This is a genomic window from Arthrobacter sp. P1_A5 (genome assembly GCF_056406825.1).
This window is the reverse complement of the sequence record NZ_JBFTZL010000007.1, coordinates 41,634-62,513: the sequence shown is the minus strand read 5'-3', so window position 1 is coordinate 62,513 and position 20,880 is coordinate 41,634. Positions and strand designations below refer to the sequence as shown.

The window sequence follows — 20,880 nt, the reverse complement described above, 5'->3', positions numbered from 1 at the left end:
GCGTAGAACGCGGTGAAGGCGCCGAACTCGCCGTCGGGGGCGCCGACGGCGGCGAACGACGCGGCCGTGGCGGCCTCGTCGCCGTTGTCCACCAGCAGGGCCCGGCTGCCATCCGCGGGGTCCGGGGTGTAAGAGGAATAGCGCCGCCGCGCCAGCGTGATGCGCAGGCCGAGGTCGTCGATGATCTGCCGGGGCAGGAGGCTGACGAGGTACGAATAGCGCGAGAGGCGGGCGTTGACGCCGTCGAACGCGTGCGCGGATACCGCTGCRCCGCCGGCGTGTTCCAGCTTTTCCAGGACCAGGACGTCCCGCCCGGCCTTGGCCAGGTACGCGGCCGCGGCCAGTCCGTTGTGGCCGCCGCCGACGATGATGGCGTCAAATTCCGTGTTGCTCGACATGGGCCTATCCTGCCATCCGGATGCGCCGGCGGCGTGAGGCGTCCGGCCACCGGACGGGCCGGGGCGGGGGACGTGACTGCCGGGGGCAGACCAGCGCGAATGAACGACGTCGATCCGCCCTGATCTGCCCGGGAACGCAAAAGGCCCCGGTCCGAGGACCGGGGCCAAACGCGGAGACGGGGGGATTTGAACCCCCGGTGGAGTTGTGCCCCACACTTCATTAGCAGTGAAGCCCATTCGGCCGCTCTGGCACGTCTCCAATTGCTAATAACTAGCCAACCAAGGATACGCAGAAGGTGCCACGCAGTGCAAAACGGCCCGCTCCAGAGCAACGCGGGGTCAGATCCGGCCCATGCGGGGCCCTCCGGATGGGCGCTAAGTGACTCCGCGTTGCTTGGGTGCGGGCCTTACTCCTCGGTGCCGGCGAGGGCSCGCCAMAGGAAATGCTGGCTGCGGCTTTGCAGGGCSGCSGCCTGCCGGTTGTCCGARGCSCCCGCGTGGCCGCCYTCGAGGGCCTCGTGGAACCAGACGTTGGGGATGCCCATGGCCTGCATGCGGGCCGCCATCTTCCGGGCCTGGACCGGCCCCACCCGGTCATCCGAAGTCGCCGTCCAAATAAACGTCTCCGGGTAGTCCACGCCGTCCTTGAGCAGGTGGTACGGCGAAAACGTCTTCAGGAACTCCCACTGCTCGGGCACGTCGGGGTCGCCGTATTCGCCGATCCAGGAATAGCCCGCAGACAGTTTGGTGTACCGGCGCATGTCCAGGAGCGGGACCCCGCAGGACACGGCGCCAAAAAGCTCCGGGTACTGGGTGAGCATGTTGCCCACCAGCAGTCCGCCGTTGGAGCCGCCCACGCAGCCGAGCCGCTGACGGGACGTGACGCCGCGGGAGATCAGGTCCTTCGCGACGGCGGCGAAGTCCTCGTACGCCCGGTGGCGGTTGCCCTGCAGCGCGGCGCGGTGCCAGTCGGGCCCGTACTCGCCGCCGCCGCGGATGTTCGCCACCACGTAGACGCCGCCGCGGCGGTGTGTGCCCTCGCCCTCTACGCCGCTGGACTCCGCCGTGCGCCGCTCCAGCCACGCCCGGCCGATCGCGCCGCTGTACGCCGGCGTCCGCGAAATCTCGAAGCCGCCGTAGCCGGAAAGCTGGGTCGGGTTCTGGCCGTCCAGCACCAGGTCCTTGGCGGCCACCTGGAAGTACGGAACCTTCGTGCCGTCGCTGGAGGCTGCGAAGTGCTGCTGGACCTCGTAGCCGGCCTCGTCGAAGAACGACGGCGAGGTCCGGATCACTTCGTGCGTGCTGGTCACGCCTTCGGCAGCCCCGCAGTCACTGTCGCGGGCGAGTGTCCCGCGGGTCAGGGTGGTCGGCGTCGTGAAGCCGGTTGCCACCAGCCAGAAGTCGTTCCCTGCGCCCGGCGCCTCGCCTTCGGCGACCGAGGCGGCGCCGCCGGTACCGTCGTCGTCCGAGCCTTCGGCGTCGTCCTCGTCATCCACCGCGAAGGCATTGACGTCGTGCAGGGGCGGGCAGGCGTCCAGCACAGTGGCCGCCCAGACGGCGTCCGTGCCGGGGCGCCGCGGATCCAGGACGTGGATCTCCGAGGACACGTCCCGGAGCAGGTTCAGCAGCAGGAAGTCCCGCGTCCAGCTCCAGGACTGCAGGGAGGTGTGCGGATCGGGCGTGAAGAGCACGGCGAGGTCCCGGGAGCCGGCGAGGAAGTCCTCGAAGCCGGCCGCGAGCAGGGAGCCCGCCGGGTGGGTGGTGCCGTTGACGGTCCAGTCACGCTGCGGGCGGAACAGCAGCCATTCACGGTGCGAGCTCAGGTTCACGTCCGCCGGCACGTCGATCTGCACCCACGCACCATCGCGCAGCACCGAGGTGTTCTTCTCGAAAAAGCTGATCCAGTCGACGGCAAACGTGCGTTCGAAGCCCGGTGTGGAGTCGTGGGCCACGATCGCCATCATGTGGTCCTCGGGAATGTCGAACAGCTGCTCGGCCTGGGCCAGGGACTCGCCGCGGCGCAGCTTCACCCCGGTGCGGGCATAGGACKAGGTGGTCCGCGGCAGATCGTGGGCGGTGGTGGCGACCAGCAGGGTGTCCCCGTCCAGCCAGGAGGCGTTGCCCTTGCCGGTCGGGAGGTCGAAGCCACCGTCGGCCGGGTCCACGAAGCCGCGGGCCTCGACGTCGAACTCCCGGTGGCGGTTGGCGTCCCCGCCGTCGGGGGAGAACGCCAGCAGGGCCCGCCGGTGGGCTTCACCCGGGGCCGGGCGCAGGAAGTTGGCGCCGTGGAAGACCCAGTCCTGGCCCTCGGCGGCGGCGAGGGCGTCGACATCCAGCAGGACATCCCACTCGGGGGTCCCGGCCCGGTAGCTGTCCCAGCTGGTGCGCCGCCACAGGCCCCGGGGGTTGTCCCGGTCCTTCCAGAAGTTGTAGTACCACTCGCCGTGCTTGCCCACCATGGGGATCCGGTCGGTGGAGTCGAGGACCTCCAGGATCCGGCCTTCCAGATCGGCGTAGTCGGCGTCCTCAAGGAGCTCCTCGGTGCGGGCGTTCTGTTCACGGACCCACGCCAGCTGCTCCTGGCCGTAGATGTCCTCCAGCCAGATGTTCTCGTCGACGGGTTCGGGGGAAGTCCCTCCAGCCGGGAGGGCGCCGGTGGCCTCGCCGGACGCGGACGGGTGGTCAGCTTCTGTGGTGGTCATTTTCCCATCCAAGAACATCGGTGCGGCAGTGGCAAGTCACACGGAGGTCAAGCCGGCGGCCGGGATGCCGATACGCTGGATGCCGTGGGCATATCTCGAAGCATCCGGACGGCAGTGATAGGCGCCGGTCCCCGGGGCACGAGCGTGCTGGAACGGCTCCTCGCCAACTGGGCCTCCGCCGGCTCCGCGGGCACCCTGCACATCGACGTGGTCGACCCTTACCCGGCAGGCCCGGGGCACGTCTGGCAGCCCGGACAGTCGCGGCTGTACCTGATGAACACGCAGTCCTTCTATCCCACCGTGGTCCCCGAAGACCCGGAACTCGTGCCGCCCCTGGCCGGGCGCACATTCGACCAGTGGCGCGAACTCCAGCAGGCCCACCCGCACCCTTCGCTCACTGACGACGAACGTGCCGAGCTCTCACGGCTCGGCGAGGCGGACTTCCCCAGCCGGGCCCTCTACGGCCGTTACCTGCGGTCCACCCTCGAGGAACTGCTCACCGTGCTGCCGGCCGGCGTCAGCGTGGACTTCCACGCGGCGACGGCGACGTCCGTCCGCCACGCCGGCGCGGAGGCCTCCGCGGCGCCGGGCCCGGACCTGGCCGCCTCCGGGCCGGCCGGCGCGGAGGACGCTTCGGTGCGGTTCGACGTCGTGCTCGACGACGGCACCATACTTACCGTCGACTCCGTGGTGCTGGCCGTGKGCCACCTCGACGCGCGGTTGAACCCTGAACAGCGGGAGCTGCTTTCCGCGGCGGAGGAACTTGGTCTCCTGTACGTGCCGCCGGCGGCGCCCGCCGACGTCGACTGGTCCCGGGTGCCGGGAGGCAAACCTGTCCTGGTGCGCGGCATGGGCCTGAACTTCTTTGACGTGATGGGACAGCTGACGGAAGGGCGCGGCGGCCGGTTCGTTGCCGGGGAGGGCACCGCTGAACTGACGTATCTGCCGTCCGGCCGCGAACCGCTCATCATCGCCGCCTCACGCCGCGGCACCCCCTACCGGGCGAAGGCGACACTCACCGGCTACTACCCCGGAACGGTCCGGCTGCGCTACTGCACTGAGGGCGCGATCGCGAAGTTCGCCGACTCCGGAATCCGGCCCTCCTTTGACTACGACCTCTGGCCGCTCCTGCACCGGGACGCGGTCTGGGCCTACTACTCCACGCTCGCGCGCTCGCAGCCCGATGCCATCCTGACCGGCCCGGCCGAGTTCCTGCGCGCCCTGGACGAGTCTTTGCGGCCGCACGCCCACTCGACCGCCAAGTGGGAGCACACCGCGCAATCGGTGATTGCCGTCCATGTCCGGGCATCCCACCGCCTGGACCTGCCCGGCCTCGCGGCGCCCCTGGCCGGGCGCTCGTTTGACTCCAGAGCCGAGCTGGACGCCGCCGTCGTCGACTACCTGCGCGACGACGCCCGGCGCTCGGCCCTTGGCGAGGACGATCCGGTGAAGATGGCGATCGGCGCCCTGCACCACGGCCGGGCCGTGCTCAAGACCGCTGTGGCCGATAGTGGCATCACGGACGAATCCTGGGTCGCGGGCCTCCGGGGCTGGTTCGAATCATTCGTGGAAGGCCTGGCGAGCGGCCCGCCCGCGCTGCGCTCCGCGCAGCTCGCGGCACTGGCCCGGGCGGGAATCGTGCGCTTCGTGGGCCCTGACCCCAAGTTCGGCGTGGACCGGCGGGCCCGGATGTTCACCGCGACGTCACCATGGGTGGGCGGCGGAATGGATGAAAGCGCCGACGGCGGGGCGGAAGGTGCTGCGATGGAGCCTGCCGGCGTCGGTGGTGCTGCCGCGGGCGGTGCTGGGGTCCGCGGTTTTGTGGGCAGTGCCGGCGTGCTCGGTGCTGCCTCAGGGACGGCGAAGGCCGGTGCGATATGGGACCGGACGGAGAACGCTGTGTCCGGTTCAGGGGTGGTGGCTGTGACCGGTTCCGGGGCGGGGGCCGTGTCCGCGGCGGCGATGATCGAGGCGCTGGCCCCGGCCAACCGGGTGGCCGTTAACTCCTCGCCCCTGCTGGAGCAGTTGCTCGCCGAGGGGCTGGTGCGGCCGCGCCTCATGATGAGCGTGGAGGGGACCCCGGTGCAGACTTCGGGGCTGGACGTCGTCCCGCATCCGTACCGCCCGCTCGGTGCCAACGGGTCCGTGACGCCGGGGCTTTACGTGCTCGGGCTTCAGCTCTCCGCCACGCAATGGGGCACGGCCATCGCCGCCGAGGCCCGGCCGAAGACCGGCCCGGTCTACCGCAGCGGACAGCGCACCCTGCGCGACGCCGACGAGATCGCCCGCGACATCCTGGCCCCCTAGCCCGCACCCGCCCGCCGCTCAGGAGCCGCTCAAAAGTGGGCATGCCCTCCGGCTTGCCTGCCTCCAAGAATGGACATGCCCTCCCCTGGGGCCGGGCAGTGGATGCGTGGTGCTTATGTCCAGTGCTGCGGGCCAGGGGAGGGCATGTGCCGTGGTGGGGACCGGGGATCCCGGGCTAAGGCATCAGCCCTTGAGGCACTTCCGGTAGACGGCCATGGCTGTCCCGTAGTTCACCTGGCCCACGAGATCCCCGGGCCTGGTCGGCTTGACCGGCGGCGTGCACTTCGGCGGGACGGGGACGCTGGCCGCGACCTTCACCGCCGTTTTCACTACAGTGCCGGATTCGACGGCGGTAAGCACCAGGGTGCCCGCGCCGGCGGCGGCTCCGGCCGGAACCTTCACGTCCACCTGAGCGGCGCCGGCGGTCACCGGTACCGTGCCCAGGGCCGTCACCGTGCCCGCGGCGTCGGTGAACTCGGCGCGCAGCGAGGCATTCACCGGGCTGCCCAGCGAGGTGAGGTCCAGCTTTGAAACCGCCAGTGTGATGGATTCGCCGCCCTTGACCTCGGCCGCCGTCGTGTTCACGACAGCCACGGAGCGGCGGCCGAAGTCCGGCGAGACCGGGTTGTGGGTCTGCAGGTACTTGATCCAGGCATCGCGGTCCACGAGCCCGGAGTCCTTGGTGCCCGCGCCTTCCTTGAAGATGCGGAAGTTGTCGCCGCCGGTGGCCAGGAAGTTGAACGTCCCGATCCGGTAGGACTTCGCCGGGTCGATCAGTGCACCATTGACCCGGATCGAGGTGATCCGGTCACCGGCGGCGCGGGCGGCGTCGTAGGTGTAGTTCACGTTCTTGGACAGGCCCAGCTGCTGGTACGCGCGGCTGGGAACCGTGCCGTCCGGGTTGGTCTGCCACTGCTGCTCCAGCAGGGTCTTGAACTGCGCACCGGTGAGGGACGTGGTCCACAGATTGTTCACGAACGGCAGCACCGCGTTGGCCTCGGCGTACGTGATGGTGCCGTCGGGCGCGTAGTACAGCTCATTGCGCAGGCCGCCCGGGTTGACGACGCCGATTTCGGCGGCGCCGAGGTCCGGCGCTTTCAGCGCATCGACCAGGGAGTCCGCCACCAGATTGCCGAGGGTGGACTCGCTGCTCCGGTCATCGCGCACAGCCGGGGAACCGGCGAACGCCGTCGTGATATCCGCCGTGACCTTGCCGACAGGCTGGTTGCCGACCACCGCGGCGTCGGCCAGGGCCTTGTCCACAATGGCCTTGACGGCCGCGACCCGCGGGTACTGCGCCACAAGATCCGCTGCCGGTTGCGCGGCGCTCGTGGTGCGCTGGACGTTGCCGGCCTTGTACCCGGTCACCGACATGGTCCTGGTGTCGATGGTCAGCTGGATCTGGCCGATGAACTCGCCGTAGTTTCCGGTCTGGACGATCGGGCGGGTCTTGCCGGTGGGCTGGCCGGCCGAATCCAGGACGGGTGCGTCCCAGGAGTACTGCTTGTGGGTGTGGCCGTTGAAGATCGCCGCCACATCCGGGGTGACCTTCTGGACCATCTTGGCGAAGGGGCCGCCGGCGGCGATTTCCTGCTCCAAAGTGGCCCCGTCGGGCGCGCCCGACCCGGCGCCGTCGTGGTTCTCCACGATGATGACGTCGGCGAGCTTGTCCGCCTTGATCTTCGCCGCGACCCGGTTGATCGCGTCGACGGGGTCACCGAATTCAAGGTCCGCGATGCCTGACGGCGTGACCAGTGACGGCACCTCCTGCGTGACCGTACCGATCACGGCGACCTTCACGCCGTTCATGTCCAGGACCGTGTATTCCGGCAGGACCGGGGTGGTGGTGCCCTTGGCGTAGACGTTGGCGCCCAGGTACGGGAACTTGGCGTTGGTCCCGCCGGCGGTGACGCGGTCGCGCAGGTCAGCCCAGCCGCCGTCGAACTCGTGGTTGCCCACCGCTGAGGTGCGCAGGTCCAGGGCGTTCAGCACGTCGATGGTCGGCTGGTCCTTGGCGATGGCCGAGGCGAACAGCGAGGCGCCGATGTTGTCGCCGGCCGAGATGAACGCGGTGGCGCCCGGGGCGGCGGCGGCGCGCAGCTTCTCGATGGTCCCTGCGAAGAACATGGTGTTCGAATCGATGCGGCCGTGGAAGTCGTTGATGCCCAGGAAGTTCAGCTCCACGCTGGCCGGGGTGACGGGCAAGTTCAGACCCACCACCACGGGATCGTGGTCGCTCGCCCGGAACTGGTCCGGAGCGTAGTAGTCGGTGACGTTGTTGTTGTAGCGGCTGTACTCCAGCGCCACGGATTCCACGGAGTTGATGTTCCAGATGTCCGCGCCGGTGACGGCGGCGTTGGCCGCCGGGGAGGCGAGGATGTGGTCCAGCGAGCCCACGAGGCCGCCGAACAGGTAGGAGTGCTTGGCGGAACCGTCGGCGTTCTTGGCCTTCTCATCCTGGTTGACGTACCCGGCGCCCGTGAGGACGTTGATCGGGTCCTCCTTGGCGTAGGAGTTGAAGTCGCCGATCAGGAAGACCTTGTCCGTGCCCTTGGACTTCTGCAGTTCGTCGGCGAATGCCAGCAGGGACTTGGCCTGGGCGGTGCGGGCCAGGTTCGAGGCGCCCTGGCCCTTGTCGGTGTCCTCCGGCGTCGCGGCGGAGCCCTTGGACTTGAAGTGGTTGGCGATCGCGATGAACTTCTTGTCATCGGCGGCGCCGACCGGCTTGAAGACCTGGGCCATCGGCTTGCGGGCGCTGGCGAACGCGACCGTGTCGTTGTGGATGATGGATTCGCCGATCGGTTCGGCGGCGGCCAACTTGTAGATGAACGCGGTGCGGATCATGTCCTCGTCCGCCAGCGGGGGTGCGTTGGCCGGCGTGCGGACATAGTCCCAGATCCCCGGCGTGGCGATGTTCAGCGCATCCACCAGCTTGGCGAGCGCGTCGTCCCGGGTCTTGCCGAACTGGGCCGAGTTCTCGACCTCCATGAGCGTGACGACGTCGGCCCCGGACTTGGAGATCGCCGCGACGATCTTGTCCTGCTGCCGCTTGAAGTTCTCCGCGTTCGCCGCGCCGCGGACGTCGCAGCCGCCCTTGACCGTGATGGGGTTGCCGTCCCGGTCCGGGTAGAACGTACAGCCGGAGATCTGGTCGCCGGTGGTGGGGAAGTAGTTCAGCACGTTGAAGGAGGCAAGCTTGAGATTGCCTCCCACGGCGGCCGGGGTCCCGGCCCGGGTGGCGCCGAAGCTGGCCGGCTGCACGGTGTCCGCGTTGGCGGCCGTCAGCTGCGTCAGGGGCTGGAACTTCCAGGCGCTGTTCGTGTAGCTGAGCACCACGTTGGTTTTGAACGTCACCGGCGCGCCGACCCGGACGGGATCGGCCGTGGTCAGGTACGGGAGAACCTGGGCCTTGGTGGCGGCGTCCTTGAGGAAGTTCGTGGTGGCGCCGTCGTCGAGCTTGATGCCGCGGGCGGCGTTCGCCGCGGCCGTGGCGGTGTACTCCGCAGAACCGAAGGACGCGACGGCGGTGGGCTGCTCCAGCGCGGTGGTGCCGCCGGCCAGGCCGATCTCGCCGTACTGGTTCAGCGAGAAGTTGTCCGCCACGGTGACGGGGCCCTGTGGGGTGAGCAGCATGCCTTCGAGGGATTCACGGAAGGCCTCGTCGGCGGGGAGCGCGAAGCCGGTGGCCTTGACCTCGGGGGCGGCCTCGGTGAGCTTCTTCAGATCGGCCGCCGCGGCGACGTTCAACTGCGTCATGCCGAAGAATTCGCTGACAGCGCCGGTGAGCTCGACGTAGTCGCCGATCCTGACGGAGTCGACCGTGGACGGGGAGTAGACGAACACCGCGTCCGACGCCGCGTGGTTGGCCGGGGTGAGATCGCCGCCCGTGCCGGGGGTCTGGACGTAGTAGCCGGCGAAGCCGCCGGTGGGGAACGTCGCGGTGACCCGGCCCCGCGTAGTGACCGAGGATCCTGCCAGCGGGCTTGCGGCGCCGGTGCCCTGGATTTCGGCAATGGTCTTGGCGGCCGGGGGAGTGCCAGGGTCCACGGGCGGGTCCACGGGGCCGGCAGCGCCACTGGCCGCCGTCGGCGTGATGGCGGCGTTCAGTGCGAAGTCGGCGGCGTTGTTGTTGGTGTCCGCGCCGTTGCTGCGGTTCATGCTCTTGACGTCGGTGTTTCCCGACGGCGCCGCGGCCGCCTGGGCCTCGAAGGTGTTGGAGGTGCCGTAGCCGAGGAGGTCCGCGACGTTGGCCGGTTCGATGACCGAGCCTGTCGGCAGCGGATTGAGTGCTGCGGCCTGTTTGGCCAGCACGATCGTGCCGCCGCCACCGGCCGGGTTGAAGCCGGTAGCGGTGGCGTCGGCGGCCGGCAGGTCGGCGCCGGCCGTGCCGTTGCTGCCGCCCTTGAGCAGGTAGTAGCCCTTGGCGGGAATGCTGCCTGCCAGGACTGCCACCGAGCTCGGCGCGCCGGTGCCCGGCGCTGAGCGGTACTGGATACTCCAGCCCTCCAGTGAGACCGGCGCGTCGGAGCCGTTGTACAGCTCGACAAACTTGTTCTTGAAGGCAGCGCCGGAGCTGCCGCCGCTGAGATAGGCCTCGTTGATGACCACCGGCGAGGTTCCGGCTGCTGCCGGCAACGGTTCGGTGGCGTTAGCCGGCACGGCCGCCGCCAGTGGGGCTGCTATCAGCGCCGCCGACAGCGCTGAGCCCAGCGCTGTTTTCCAGGGTGTTAGTTTCATCCGCTCTAACTCTCATTAGGGTGCCCCGGGTAAAGGGCAGGGTGCAGTGCGTCCGCAGGGTGCAGCGGACAGTGGCCGGCCAGAACTCCTGGTCAAGTCGTGCCGGGCCCATCCAAACAGGGGTGAATGAACAACGTATGGACTAAACGTGCATTCGGCGGGACGCCCCCCAGCGGGACGCGCCGCAGCCTTCCCGGAGCGGCTCGAAAGCCCCGGGCAATGGTGACTGGTGATGCGGGTGAGTTGTGTCCGGGTGCCTCCACCGGACGCTCCACAGCAGAATACCGGCCAGTAGCCCTCAGGGAAGGCTCTGGCCGGTATTTCCTACAACAATTTTTGTAATTAGGTGGGAAGAGCTCTGGTGTCCTGGCCGGTTAGGCGTCCGGGGCGGACTGCCCGCCCTGTCCGATGTCAGCCACGATCTTGAACAACGCGCCCGTGGGGTCGGTCAGTGTGGCGAGCCTGCCGAACGGGGTGTTGTCCGGCCCGTCGATGACTTTGGCGCCGAGGGACACTGCCGTATCGATGGAGGCGTCGGCGTCTTCCACGGCGAAGTAAACCTGCCAGTTGGACGGGACCTCGGCGGGAAGGTAGGCAGACGCGTCCATGATCCCGGCCTTGGCTGCCGGGCCCGCGCCCAGGGTGGTGTAGCGGAACTCCGGGGTGTCGCTCATGACGTCGGTGTCCCAGCCAAACACGTCCTGGTAGAACTTGACGGCGGCGGCGTAGTCCTTGGCGTGGAGCTCGTGCCACGCCGGAGCACCGGGCTCGGCCGCCAGTTCATAGCCCTTCATCTCAGCCGGCTGCCATACGCCGACCGATGCGCCCGTGGCGTCGGCGATCATCGCCATGCTGCCCTGTTCGGGGACGTCCATGGGCGGCATGTAGACCTGGCCGCCGTGTTCCGTTGCAGCCTTGACGGTGGCGGCGGCGTCCTCCGAGCGCAGGTACGTGGACCACATGTCCGGCCACGCGGCCTGATCCTCCTGCTTCTGCATCAGGCCGGCGACGGACTTGCCGTCCTTCCAGGCGGTGATGTAGCCGCCGTATTTTGCTTCGTCGCCGGTCTGGTACGTCCAACCGAACAGCGCACCGTAGAACGCCTTGGCCTTCTCGGCATCGGATGTCATGAGGTCGATCCAACATGGTGCGCCGTTGGAGTGCTCGGGTGTGGGCATGGAAGCTCCTGCTCTCTGTGGCGGCCGTTGACGTGCCCCCGCCGGACTCTGGTTTGTGTGGAGATGGGGTGGAGACACAGAGAGACTATGACGGTGCACGGATAGTTTCAACAGGTGGGTCGAGCGAGGGGTTGGGGCATCGGCCAACGCCGGCGTGTCGTTGACGCTGTACCCAACCATGGCCACCTTGATGCCCGACGCTGCAGTGTCTAGCAATCTGGCCAGATTGTGAGAGGATACGACCACGCCGCATGCCAATGGCGGGGTGTCGCATTAATGTTGCTCGAATGCGAGAGGTGACCATTGAACACTTCGCTAACAGTCCTGCAGTCTTTCCCAGCGCCGCGATCCACGACCAATCCCTATTTGGTGCAACTGGCCGGCGGCCTGCAAGAACTGCCCGATATCAGCGTCATTAACTTCAGCTGGCGCGCTGCTCTCTTTGCCAAGTACGACGTCTTCCACATCCACTGGCCTGAAATCTTGGTCAGCGGTCATAGTCCGCTGAAGAAACTCGGGCGACAGGTGCTCACGCTGGCTCTCCTCGGGAGGCTCGCACTGGCTAGGACGCCCATAGTGCGAACTGTCCACAACGTAGAGCTGCCCGAGGGCATCTCCGTCCGGGAGGTGTTTCTCCTCCGCCTTATTGACCGCAAAACCACGTTTTACGTTCGGCTGAACTCGAGGACGCAGCTGCCGACGGAGCGGCCCAGCGCCACGATTCCACATGGCCACTATCGTGAATGGTTCGCCGACTTTCCGAAGGCGCAGCAGATACCGGGTCGCATAAGCTACGTCGGCCTGATCCGGCGCTATAAGGGCGTTGAGGACCTGATCACGTCGTTTAGGGCAACGGCGGACACCCACCCCGAGCTATCACTTCGGGTGGGGGGTAAACCCTCCACCGGGGAGCTGGGGCAAGCCATGACGGCCTTGTCGCAAGACGACCCAAGGATAAGCCTCAATTTGCAGTATGTCTCCGACGCGGAGCTCGTTGACATCATCTCGAGTTCGGAACTCGTGGTCCTCCCGTACCGATTTATGCACAATTCCGGCGGAACCCTGGCCGCCCTGTCTTTGAATCGACCTGTGCTGGTTCCGGCCAATGACGTCAACCAAGCGTTGGCCGTCGAAGTCGGGCCGGGATGGGTGTTTCAGTACACCGGGGCGCTAACGCCCGAAATAATCCTTCAAACGTTGTCGTCAATTACAGCGGAGGGTCACCGGAGGCGCCCGGACCTCTCTTCGCGGGACTGGGAAGCGGGCTCGGTGGCCCACAGGGAGGCCTATGAACGGGCGCTTGCCAATGGTGTTGCCCGCTCACCGCAGCCGCAGAATGCGGGCCACCCGTGAAACAACAGACGCTGCTCGTCGCAGTGCTGACGTATCGACGCCCCGCAACACTTGAACGGGGCCTCGCAACCATGCTCCGGCATGTTGAGAAACTCGCTCGGGACACGGACCGGGCGATTTCGCCCAGTATCGTCGTCGTCGACAACGATCCGGCTGAAAGCGCGAGAAGCACAGTCATCGGCTTTCATTCCGACCTGATCCGGTACGTTCCCGAGCCGGTACCCGGCATATCGGCTGGTCGAAATCGAGCATTGGACGAAGCCGCCAACCATGATTTGCTCGTCTTCATCGACGACGACGAGGAGCCGCAGGAACTCTGGCTGGAGCCGCTGCTGGACACGTGGCGGCAGACCCGTCCAGCCGCAGTCATGGGAAGAGTGGTTTCGCAGTTTGATGCTGAACTTGATCCCTGGATTGCCGCTGGTTCTTTCTTCCGCCGCCGGAGGCTGCCGACCGGGACGGTGGTGCCGGTGGCGGCGGCGGGCAATCTCTTGCTAGACATGCGCCAAGTCCGGAAAGCCGGTGTACGTTTTAACAATAATTTCGGTCTCTCAGGAGGCGAGGACACTCTTTTCAGTCGGTTGCTTGTGCGGGCGGGCGGAAAGATTCTCTGGTGCGACGAATCGGTGGCGACGGACTTCGTTCCCGCTGATCGCACGACCCGGAACTGGGTTCTCCGAAGAGCATGGAGCCACGGAAATTCGGCCGCATTGGTCGACATCCACTCGGCGGAAAGAGCCATGCAAAGGGGGGTGGCGCGCCTGATGTCGGTTTTCCGCGGCATACTGCGAATGTGCGGCGGGTCCTTGCGGTTCGGCTTCGGGACGCTCATGGCATCCCACCGCCATCAGGCGCGAGGATTGCGGACAGCCTACCGCGGTGCAGGGATGCTCGCCGGGGCGATTGGAGTCGCCTATCTTGAGTACGCGCGCGAAAGACGCTCGCAGACGGGGTTCAGGCGGCCAGCCGTCCGCCGGCCGGGGAATAGCGGATGAAGCACCTGGCGCGGGTTGTAGTTCGCGCAGCCAAGCCCATCATCCGCGCACATTCAGGTTTTGTCGGCTCGGTCGTGGCCGTCGACACGGCGGTCCGGAATATTGTCCTGACCTATGACGACGGCCCAGAGCCAGGCGGGACAGACAGCATCCTGAAGGTGCTTGATGAACGGCAGTTGAGCGCCACGTTCTTCGTGCTGCTCAGCCGAGCACGCCGGCATCCGGGCTTGCTGGGCGAAGTCGCAGCTGCGGGCCATGAGATAGCCCTCCACGGACTTGACCATCGGCGGCTCACTGGCTTTTCTTTTCGTGAAGTTGCTCAAAGGACCAGGGATGGCCGCGCCGAGCTCGAAGATTTGATCGGCAGCCGGGTCGAGTGGGTCCGTCCACCATACGGCCGGCAGACATTGGCTAGTTGGCGCGCGGTCCAGTCCGCCGGGCTTATGCCCGTCATGTGGGGTGCCACGAGTTGGGATTCCAGGGAGATGCCCCAATCCGACCGTATCCGCAAGGCAATGACCGGTGCGGTCCCCGGGGCTATCCTCCTTTCGCACGACGGTCACGCTGGCCCGGCAGACGGCGTCGACGACGGACCCTCACCATCGCTGGACAGGGGAGAGCTAACCGCCGGGATCGTCGATGCGTGCGAAGATCGCGGACTGGGTGCCTGGTCGCTGCGGGATTCCCTGCAACACGGAACTCCTGTGCGCGCTGCATGGTTCAAGAAGTAATGCTGTGGCCAACATTCCGGCCAAGGATGCTGACTGAATAGACGAGTAAAGGCCGGCCCGAACGATCTTTCGATCGCCCCGGGCCGGCCCCTGAACCGCGCAATATCTGCGCTCCCGCGGAAGGTAAGAGCTTCGAACTCTTGGTACGGGGTCACCGCACACTGGTTTTCAAGTTTTGTCAGGTCGATGTCGGTTCGGGCGAGCAAGTGCCATAGCGTCCCTGACTCCCAGATTTATCCCGAACTGCGCAAGATGGAACGTGAAGGGCTCCTTGAGGGGGAGGAGATGCCGGGCGGGCGCTCCGGAACCAAACGCCGTTACCACATCACGGCGTCAGGGAAAGAGGCCTTTGCGGCCTGGATGGACACACCCAACACCTATCAGCCTGAGCGCGACCAGGTCCGCCTGCGTGCGACTTACATGGAAACCGCGGAGCCCTCGGCAGCTCGGGCACAGCTTCGGGCGCATATAGAGCACCACAGTGACCAGATCCAAGGATGGGAGAAAATCCTTTACCAGATCGACTCCGGCGCCTCGCCCATACTTAACCGTCGGCTCGAGAAAATGGCACCGGAGGACCGAGAAGGTACCCGGGCTTTCAAACGCTATGCCTACGAGGGGCTGATTCTCGACTCTGAAGCCGAAATTTCCTGGGCGCACCGGGGATTGCGGCTGCTCGACAGGCTTTACGGAGCGGAAGCAGGCGCCTGAGGCTAGGGGCACAGCAACCACTCACCAGCTGCGGACCCGTGCCGCGCTAACCAGGGGCAACAACCTCCATCGCGGCCCGGACGCAGGACAAGAAGGATTCAGCTGGGCTGAATCCTTTTCCTTTGCCGAGGAGAAACAGGAACGGCCGGCCTACCAGCCGGCCGTTCTTGTCCCGTCACCAGTGTCGCAAGGCATGGACACCGGTCTCCCCGGAACGTTCCGGGGATCATTGCCGTAGCTGTTCTTGGCACCAATAGCCAGTCAGAGCCGGCGCGGGAATGCCGAGCGGCGGCCGTACAGGGTGAGCAGCAGGGCGGTGATGCCGAGGGCGATCATGACGACCGGGAGCGCCAGCCCGTCGAATGGGGTCAGGAGGAGCGCGCCGAGAATGCCCGCGCCGAAGATAGCCAGGTTGAAGGCGACCGGGAGGAATGCATTGGCGACGTCGGCGTTGTCGCCTCCGGCGGTGGTGAGTGGTCCCTGGACTTGGGCTGATGCGCCGCCGAAGGTGAGGCCCCAGAGCGCGGCGGCGATCAGGATGGCGACTACCGATGCATGTCCGATCAGCAGAATGAGTCCGGAAGCGACGAACACGGTGACGCTGAGGTGAAGGAGGGGCCTCGGGTGGCGGTCCAGCAGCGCACCGGTGACGGCGACCCCGACGACGGACGCGATGCCGTAGACCAGCAGGACCAGGCTGGCGGAGAGGCCGGTGCCGGTGGCCCGGAGGTAGGGGGCGATGTAGGTGTAGATGGTGCTGTGGGCGAGCATCCAGGCGACGATGACGGCCAGGATGACGGCGACGCCGGGGATTTTGAACACCCGGCCCAGGGGGAGCCGTGACGCCCGCGGTTGGCCGGCGGCGTCGGGGACGCATCCGAGGATCAGCGCAGCCACGATGACCCCCAGGGCGGACAGGGCACCGAATGACCAGCGCCAATCGAAAGCTGTTCCGATCCAGGCGCCGAGTGGGGTGCCGAACGCGAATCCGAGGGGCGCCCCGGTGGACACGATGGCCAAGGACAACCCGGCGTGCCGGGGCGGGCTGATGCGGCGCCCGTAAGCGGCGAGCATTCCCCAGATGATTCCCGAGAATGCGCCCGCAAAGAATCGTGACACGAGTGACAACGTCACATCGGGGGAGACTGCGGTGACCGTGGTGGCAAGCACGAGACCGGCGATACCGCCGAGCAGGAGCGGCTTTCGTCGCATGCCACGCGTCAGCATGATCGCGGGGATGGTGACGATGACCGTTCCGAGGGCGTACGCGCTGACCAGCAGACCCACCGTACCTTCGCCGGTGTGGAGGCCAGCGGCAATGACAGGAAGCAGGCCGGCGGGCATCGTCTCGGTGGCGACGAGGATAAATCCCATGGCGGCCAGGACCACCAGTGCGGTCAGGGGCAGTCTTTGCTGTGCTCTGTTTTCTTGTGCATTGTCTTCTTGTGCGCTGCCCTCTGGTGTGGCGTCGACCAAGGCACTGGTTTCCTGTGCCGGTGTTCGGGTGGGGGCGGTCGTCATGCGGTTCCTTTCGTGCGTGGCGGTAGTGCCTCAGCGGTGGGGTTGGTCAAGCGTGGCTGTGTAGCCACCGGAAGCGGCGCCTCGCCCGACGTCGTCGACCGTTCCGCAGGCCGCGAAGCACCGCTCAACCCTCCGGCCAGTCAATCCCGATTTCCGTGGGCGGGGGAGTCCCCGGTGAGACGTGTACCGGGAGGGAACCCCTTGTTCGGCCGCAGCGATTTACCCTTGATGCATGGATAACCGGGGTGAAGTGCGTGAGTTCCTGATGTCGCGCCGTGCACGACTGACGCCGGAACAAGCGGGCCTTGCGGCAGGCTCGAACCGACGGGTGGCCGGATTGAGGCGCAGCGAGGTTGCGGTTCTCGCCGACGTCAGCGTGGAGTATTACGCCAAGCTGGAGCGCGGTTCCATCGCCGGTGCGTCCTCGTCCGTGCTCGAATCCATCTCGCGTGCCCTCCGGCTTGACGACACCGAGCGTGCCCACTTGTTCGATCTGGCCCGCGCCGCAGACGGCATCCCGACCTCTGGACGGTCGCGCAGGCGCGCGACCGTCCAGGCCGGGGCGCGTCTGAGCCTGCAGTGGGCGCTGGAAGCGATCACCGAGGGCGTCGCATTCGTTCGCGACCCGTACCAGAACCTGCTCGCGACGAACGCGTTGGGCCGGGCGTTCTACTCTCCAGTGATCGGGGACGGCGGCCGCACCCCGAACTTGGCGCGGTTCCAGTTCCTCGACCCCGCCTCGCGCGACTTCTACCCAGACTGGGACTTGTTCGGTGAAATGTGCGTCGGCATCATGCGCGCTGAAGCCGGCCGCGACCCCCACGACCGCACCATGCAGGACCTGGTCGGCGAACTGTCGACCCGCAGTGAGACGTTTCGGACACTGTGGGGCGCCCATAATGTGCGGACTCACGGGTCCGGCACGAAACGCTTTCACCACCCCGTGGCCGGCGAACTCACGCTGGCCTACGAGGAACTGGCGATCACCGCGGAACCGGGCCTGGTCCTCTTGGTCTACACCGCCGAGCCGGGCTCGCCCTCAGCGGAACGGCTGCACCTCCTCGCCAGTTGGAGTGCAAGCGAAGACGCCACGATCGAACGGCGCCGGGCAACCAGCTGACGGGAGGCAAGATCCGTGCCCGCCAGAGAGCGTGCTACCCGGCGCCGGGGTTGCCTTAGAGGTAGTTCAGGCTGATGAGCAGCGCCTTAAGCTGGGCGTACCGGTCTGTTGCCATCCAGGCCTTTGCGGCGGCCCGGGTCGGGAACGCGGGGTCGTTGAAAAGAACACTCGTGGTGAGCCCGCCGTTCCCCGTGGCCAGGAGCCCGCAGCTTGAGGTGACGCCTTTGCCCTGCTCCAGGTATCGAGGGTCGCGGAGACCCATTCCGTAAAAATCGCGGGTCGAAGAGGATTCCACGGCGAACCCAAAAACGGGTTTAGTGCCGCCCGGTGCGGTCATTCCCGGAGCCTGCACCTTATCGAACACTTCGCGGGAGGTGGGCGCAGTTGCGCAACCAGTTGTAAAGCCATTTTGTAGTGAGAGCAGATCGTTGCCGGCGCCATCGGAAACGATCGCCTCAACGCCGGGGACGGTTCGGGCAGGCGGGAGGACCGTTCGCACGGTCCAGGTCGACGGATACGTGAAGGAAATGTGGCCATCCGGGAAAGTGAACGTCTTCCGCGCAGGTGCTGCAGGCTTCGCTGACGGGGCAGGCGCCGCAACCGGGGGTGCCGCGCTGGCGGTCGGGGCCACCGGTGCTGGAGTGGCGGTTGGTGTGGCCGTCACGGTCGGCGCGGCCCCAGCCGTGGCCCCCGTGGTCGAGCGCGGAGCGGCAGCGGCAGGATTAGTTCCTGGCTGTGATGCACATCCGGCAAGGACGAGGCTGAGCGCAATGCCCGCCATTGTGACATGCGCGTAAAACCCGGTGCGGTTGAGACCCACTTTTTGGTTCCCCCAATATTTGCGACGGCCGGGTGAATATCCCGCTCGAGACCTCAGTATCAGGGATGCGGCCGGAAGTTATTGTCAGGTCTGAAAGACGGCGCAGAACCGTTACCTTGGGCTGCCAGTTGGCCGCCAACCCGACCGACATTCACAGCTGATAATTCTTGGGCCGGTCGGGAGTTTCACTCCGGGGCGGAGACGAGTAAGGCCGGCCGGAACGATCTTTCGATCGCCCCGGGCCGGCCTCTGAACCGCGCATGATCTGCGCTCCCGCGGAAGGTAAGAGATTCGAACTCTTGGTACGGGGTCACCGCACACTGGTTTTCAAGACCAGCTCCATCGGCCGCTCGGACAACCTTCCCTAACGAGTAGTCTTTCATAGGCAGTCGGCTGCAACAAAAACCAAAAACACGGTGCGCTTGCGGACGCGTGCAGCTCCCCGCCATATTCTGGGGAGTGATGTTGATCGGACCTGGCGATCGCGGCGAACGTGCGCGGAGCCAGTTAGGAATCGGGAGTGCTCCATGAAGGCTGTCTATATCTCAGAGCCCGGCGGACCCGAGGTCCTGGAAGTCCGTGAGGTTCAGGCCCCGGTGGCCGGCCCCGGCGAGGTGCTGATCGACGTCGTGGCCGCGGGCCTTAACCGTGCCGATGTCCAGCAGCGCAAGGGCTTCTACCCGCCGCCCCCGGGCGCCTCCGAGGTCCCCGGGCTGGAGGTCTCCGGCCGGATCGCAGGGTTCGGTCCGGGCGTGACCAAGGCGTTTTCCGTGGGGGACAAGGTGGTGGCGCTGCTCGCCGGCGGCGGCTACGCCCAGCAGGTGGCCGTCCCCGCGGGTCAGGTCCTGAGGATCCCCGACGGCGTGGATCTGGTCACGGCGGCGTCGCTGCCCGAGGTCGCGGCGACGGTCTATTCCAACCTGATCATGACGGCGCAGCTGCAGCCGGGCGAAACTGTCCTCATCCACGGAGCCACAGGCGGTATCGGCACCATGGCCATCCAGCTGGCCAAGGCCGTCGGCGCCCGCGTGGCCACGACGGCCGGGAACGCGGAAAAAGTCGGCACCGCCAAGGCCTTCCTCGGGGCGGACATCGCCATCAACTACGCGGAGGAAAACTTCCCGGCGAGCCTGCGCGCGCAAAACGGCGGCAAAGGCGCGGACGTCATCCTCGACGTCGTCGGGGCCAAATACCTCGAGCAGAACATCGATGCGCTCGCCGACTACGGACGCCTCGTGGTGATCGGGCTGCAGGGCGGCGCGAAGGCGGAACTGGACCTTGGCCAGCTGCTGCAGAAACGGGCCGCTATCATCGCCACCGCACTGCGTCCCCGCCCGGTGGAGGAAAAGACAGTGATCATGAACGCCGTCCGCGACGCCGTGTGGCCGATGCTGACCGACGGCAGGATCCGGCCCCTCGTGGCCAAGAGCTTCCCGCTGGACCAAGTCGCCGCCGCACACACCTACTTCGACTCCGGCGACCACGTGGGCAAGGTCCTTCTAGTCATGTAACGGGGTGTGGAATCCGCCCTAAAACCGCAGGTCCGGGCCGACTTATTCCGTGCGGGGCATGCGCTGTTTTGCGGCAAAGACACCAAAGACGATAGCGTGGTTCCATACGCGGTATACACGCGTCTTGGGGCGCGTGTATGCTGTGTGATTTCGTGACTTAGCGATTCCGGGGGGCGCCATGTCTATCCGTCACAGTCTCCTCGCCCTCTTGCAGGACCGCCCGCGCTACGGGTACCAGCTCAGGACCGAATTCGAGGACCGCACCGGGTCCTCCTGGCCGCTGAACATCGGACAGGTCTACACCACCCTGGACCGGCTGGAACGCGACGGGCTGGTCCGCAAAGACGGCGGCGACGGCGACGGGCACGTCATCTACAGCATCACCACGGCCGGCCGGACCGAAGTCGGCGCCTGGTTCACGGCCCCGGTATCCCGCGCGAATCCGCCCCGGAATGAACTGGCCATCAAGCTCGCCCTCGGCCTCACGATTCCCGGGACAGACGTCGGCGCCATCATCCACGCCCAGCGGACGGTCTCCATCCGCGCGCTGCAGGACTACACCAAGTCCCGCCGCGACACGGCCGCGCTTCAGCGCGCGGCCGACACCGCCAGGCTCCTGGTGCTGGATTCCCTCATCTTCCAGACCGAAGCCGAGGTGCGCTGGCTGGACCTCTGCGAGGCCCGCCTCGTGCAGCTCAGCAACCTCCGGGCGTAGCCGGGCCGACCGCTCGTCGCGCAATACACACCGCCGGGCGCAGGGCTGCGGCCGGGACCCGCCCGCATTGGTAGGGTGCCG

Annotated in this window: 14 protein-coding genes and 2 tRNA genes; 8 read left to right on the top strand and 8 right to left on the bottom strand. The window is 66.9% G+C overall.

Annotated elements, in window-relative coordinates; translation table 11 throughout:
* The 3 genes from AC1D1S_RS03300 to AC1D1S_RS03290 all read right to left on the bottom strand — a co-directional run.
* On the bottom strand, positions 1 to 398 hold a 398-nt coding region (locus AC1D1S_RS03300), incomplete at its 3' end, for an FAD-dependent oxidoreductase (protein WP_476993709.1).
* 171 nt (positions 399 to 569) lie between these two features.
* Positions 570 to 657: transfer RNA gene (locus AC1D1S_RS03295), tRNA-Ser, on the bottom strand.
* A gap of 148 nt (positions 658 to 805) precedes the next feature.
* Entirely contained in the window at positions 806 to 3,100 is a 2,295-nt protein-coding gene (locus AC1D1S_RS03290) for a prolyl oligopeptidase family serine peptidase (protein WP_476993708.1), read from the bottom strand.
* An 84-nt stretch (positions 3,101 to 3,184) separates the two neighbouring features.
* Between AC1D1S_RS03290 and AC1D1S_RS03285 the strand changes: the two genes are divergently transcribed.
* Positions 3,185 to 5,407, top strand: a complete 2,223-nt coding sequence (locus AC1D1S_RS03285; RefSeq protein ID WP_476993707.1) for an FAD/NAD(P)-binding protein — start codon at positions 3,185 to 3,187, stop codon at positions 5,405 to 5,407.
* 183 nt (positions 5,408 to 5,590) lie between these two features.
* On the opposite strand, the gene AC1D1S_RS03280 is transcribed toward AC1D1S_RS03285, so the two are convergent.
* Both AC1D1S_RS03280 and AC1D1S_RS03275 read right to left on the bottom strand, forming a co-directional pair.
* Positions 5,591 to 10,144 (bottom strand): ExeM/NucH family extracellular endonuclease, encoded by a 4,554-nt coding sequence (locus AC1D1S_RS03280; RefSeq protein ID WP_476993706.1) that lies wholly within the window; start codon positions 10,142 to 10,144, stop codon positions 5,591 to 5,593.
* 374 nt (positions 10,145 to 10,518) lie between these two features.
* Positions 10,519 to 11,322 (bottom strand): VOC family protein, encoded by an 804-nt coding sequence (locus tag AC1D1S_RS03275; RefSeq protein WP_476993705.1) that lies wholly within the window; start codon positions 11,320 to 11,322, stop codon positions 10,519 to 10,521.
* 369 nt (positions 11,323 to 11,691) lie between these two features.
* Between AC1D1S_RS03275 and AC1D1S_RS03270 the strand changes: the two genes are divergently transcribed.
* From AC1D1S_RS03270 to AC1D1S_RS03255, 4 genes are all read left to right on the top strand, one after another.
* On the top strand, positions 11,692 to 12,675 hold the full coding sequence (locus AC1D1S_RS03270; RefSeq protein WP_243181864.1) for a glycosyltransferase family protein: 984 nt from the start codon (positions 11,692 to 11,694) through the stop codon (positions 12,673 to 12,675).
* The gene (locus AC1D1S_RS03265; RefSeq protein ID WP_476993704.1) at positions 12,672 to 13,670 is read left to right on the top strand and encodes a glycosyltransferase family 2 protein; all 999 of its coding nucleotides are present in this window, start codon (positions 12,672 to 12,674) and stop codon (positions 13,668 to 13,670) included. Before AC1D1S_RS03270 ends, AC1D1S_RS03265 begins: the two co-directional genes overlap by 4 nt.
* Positions 13,667 to 14,401, top strand: coding sequence for a polysaccharide deacetylase family protein (locus tag AC1D1S_RS03260; RefSeq protein WP_476870957.1), 735 nt, complete (start codon positions 13,667 to 13,669; stop codon positions 14,399 to 14,401). Before AC1D1S_RS03265 ends, AC1D1S_RS03260 begins: the two co-directional genes overlap by 4 nt.
* Positions 14,402 to 14,587: 186 nt before the next feature.
* On the top strand, positions 14,588 to 15,112 hold the full coding sequence (locus AC1D1S_RS03255; protein WP_279294426.1) for a helix-turn-helix transcriptional regulator: 525 nt from the start codon (positions 14,588 to 14,590) through the stop codon (positions 15,110 to 15,112).
* Positions 15,113 to 15,373: 261 nt separating this feature from the next.
* On the opposite strand, the gene AC1D1S_RS03250 is transcribed toward AC1D1S_RS03255, so the two are convergent.
* On the bottom strand, positions 15,374 to 16,633 hold the full coding sequence (locus AC1D1S_RS03250; protein WP_476993703.1) for an MFS transporter: 1,260 nt from the start codon (positions 16,631 to 16,633) through the stop codon (positions 15,374 to 15,376).
* 232 nt (positions 16,634 to 16,865) lie between these two features.
* On the opposite strand from AC1D1S_RS03250, the gene AC1D1S_RS03245 reads away from it, so the two are divergent.
* Positions 16,866 to 17,753, top strand: coding sequence for a helix-turn-helix transcriptional regulator (locus AC1D1S_RS03245; protein ID WP_243181836.1), 888 nt, complete (start codon positions 16,866 to 16,868; stop codon positions 17,751 to 17,753).
* Positions 17,754 to 17,808: 55 nt separating this feature from the next.
* Here AC1D1S_RS03245 and AC1D1S_RS03240 read toward each other — a convergent pair whose 3' ends face one another.
* Both AC1D1S_RS03240 and AC1D1S_RS03235 read right to left on the bottom strand, forming a co-directional pair.
* On the bottom strand, positions 17,809 to 18,090 hold the full coding sequence (locus tag AC1D1S_RS03240) for a YciI family protein (protein ID WP_476993702.1): 282 nt from the start codon (positions 18,088 to 18,090) through the stop codon (positions 17,809 to 17,811).
* 759 nt (positions 18,091 to 18,849) lie between these two features.
* Positions 18,850 to 18,937, bottom strand: a tRNA-Ser gene (locus tag AC1D1S_RS03235).
* A gap of 163 nt (positions 18,938 to 19,100) precedes the next feature.
* Here AC1D1S_RS03235 and AC1D1S_RS03230 point away from each other — a divergent pair.
* Complete coding sequence (locus tag AC1D1S_RS03230) at positions 19,101 to 20,084, top strand: NAD(P)H-quinone oxidoreductase (protein ID WP_028276366.1); 984 nt, start codon at positions 19,101 to 19,103, stop codon at positions 20,082 to 20,084.
* A gap of 178 nt (positions 20,085 to 20,262) precedes the next feature.
* On the top strand, positions 20,263 to 20,799 hold the full coding sequence (locus AC1D1S_RS03225; protein WP_476944165.1) for a PadR family transcriptional regulator: 537 nt from the start codon (positions 20,263 to 20,265) through the stop codon (positions 20,797 to 20,799).
* Positions 20,800 to 20,880 lie beyond the last annotated feature (81 nt).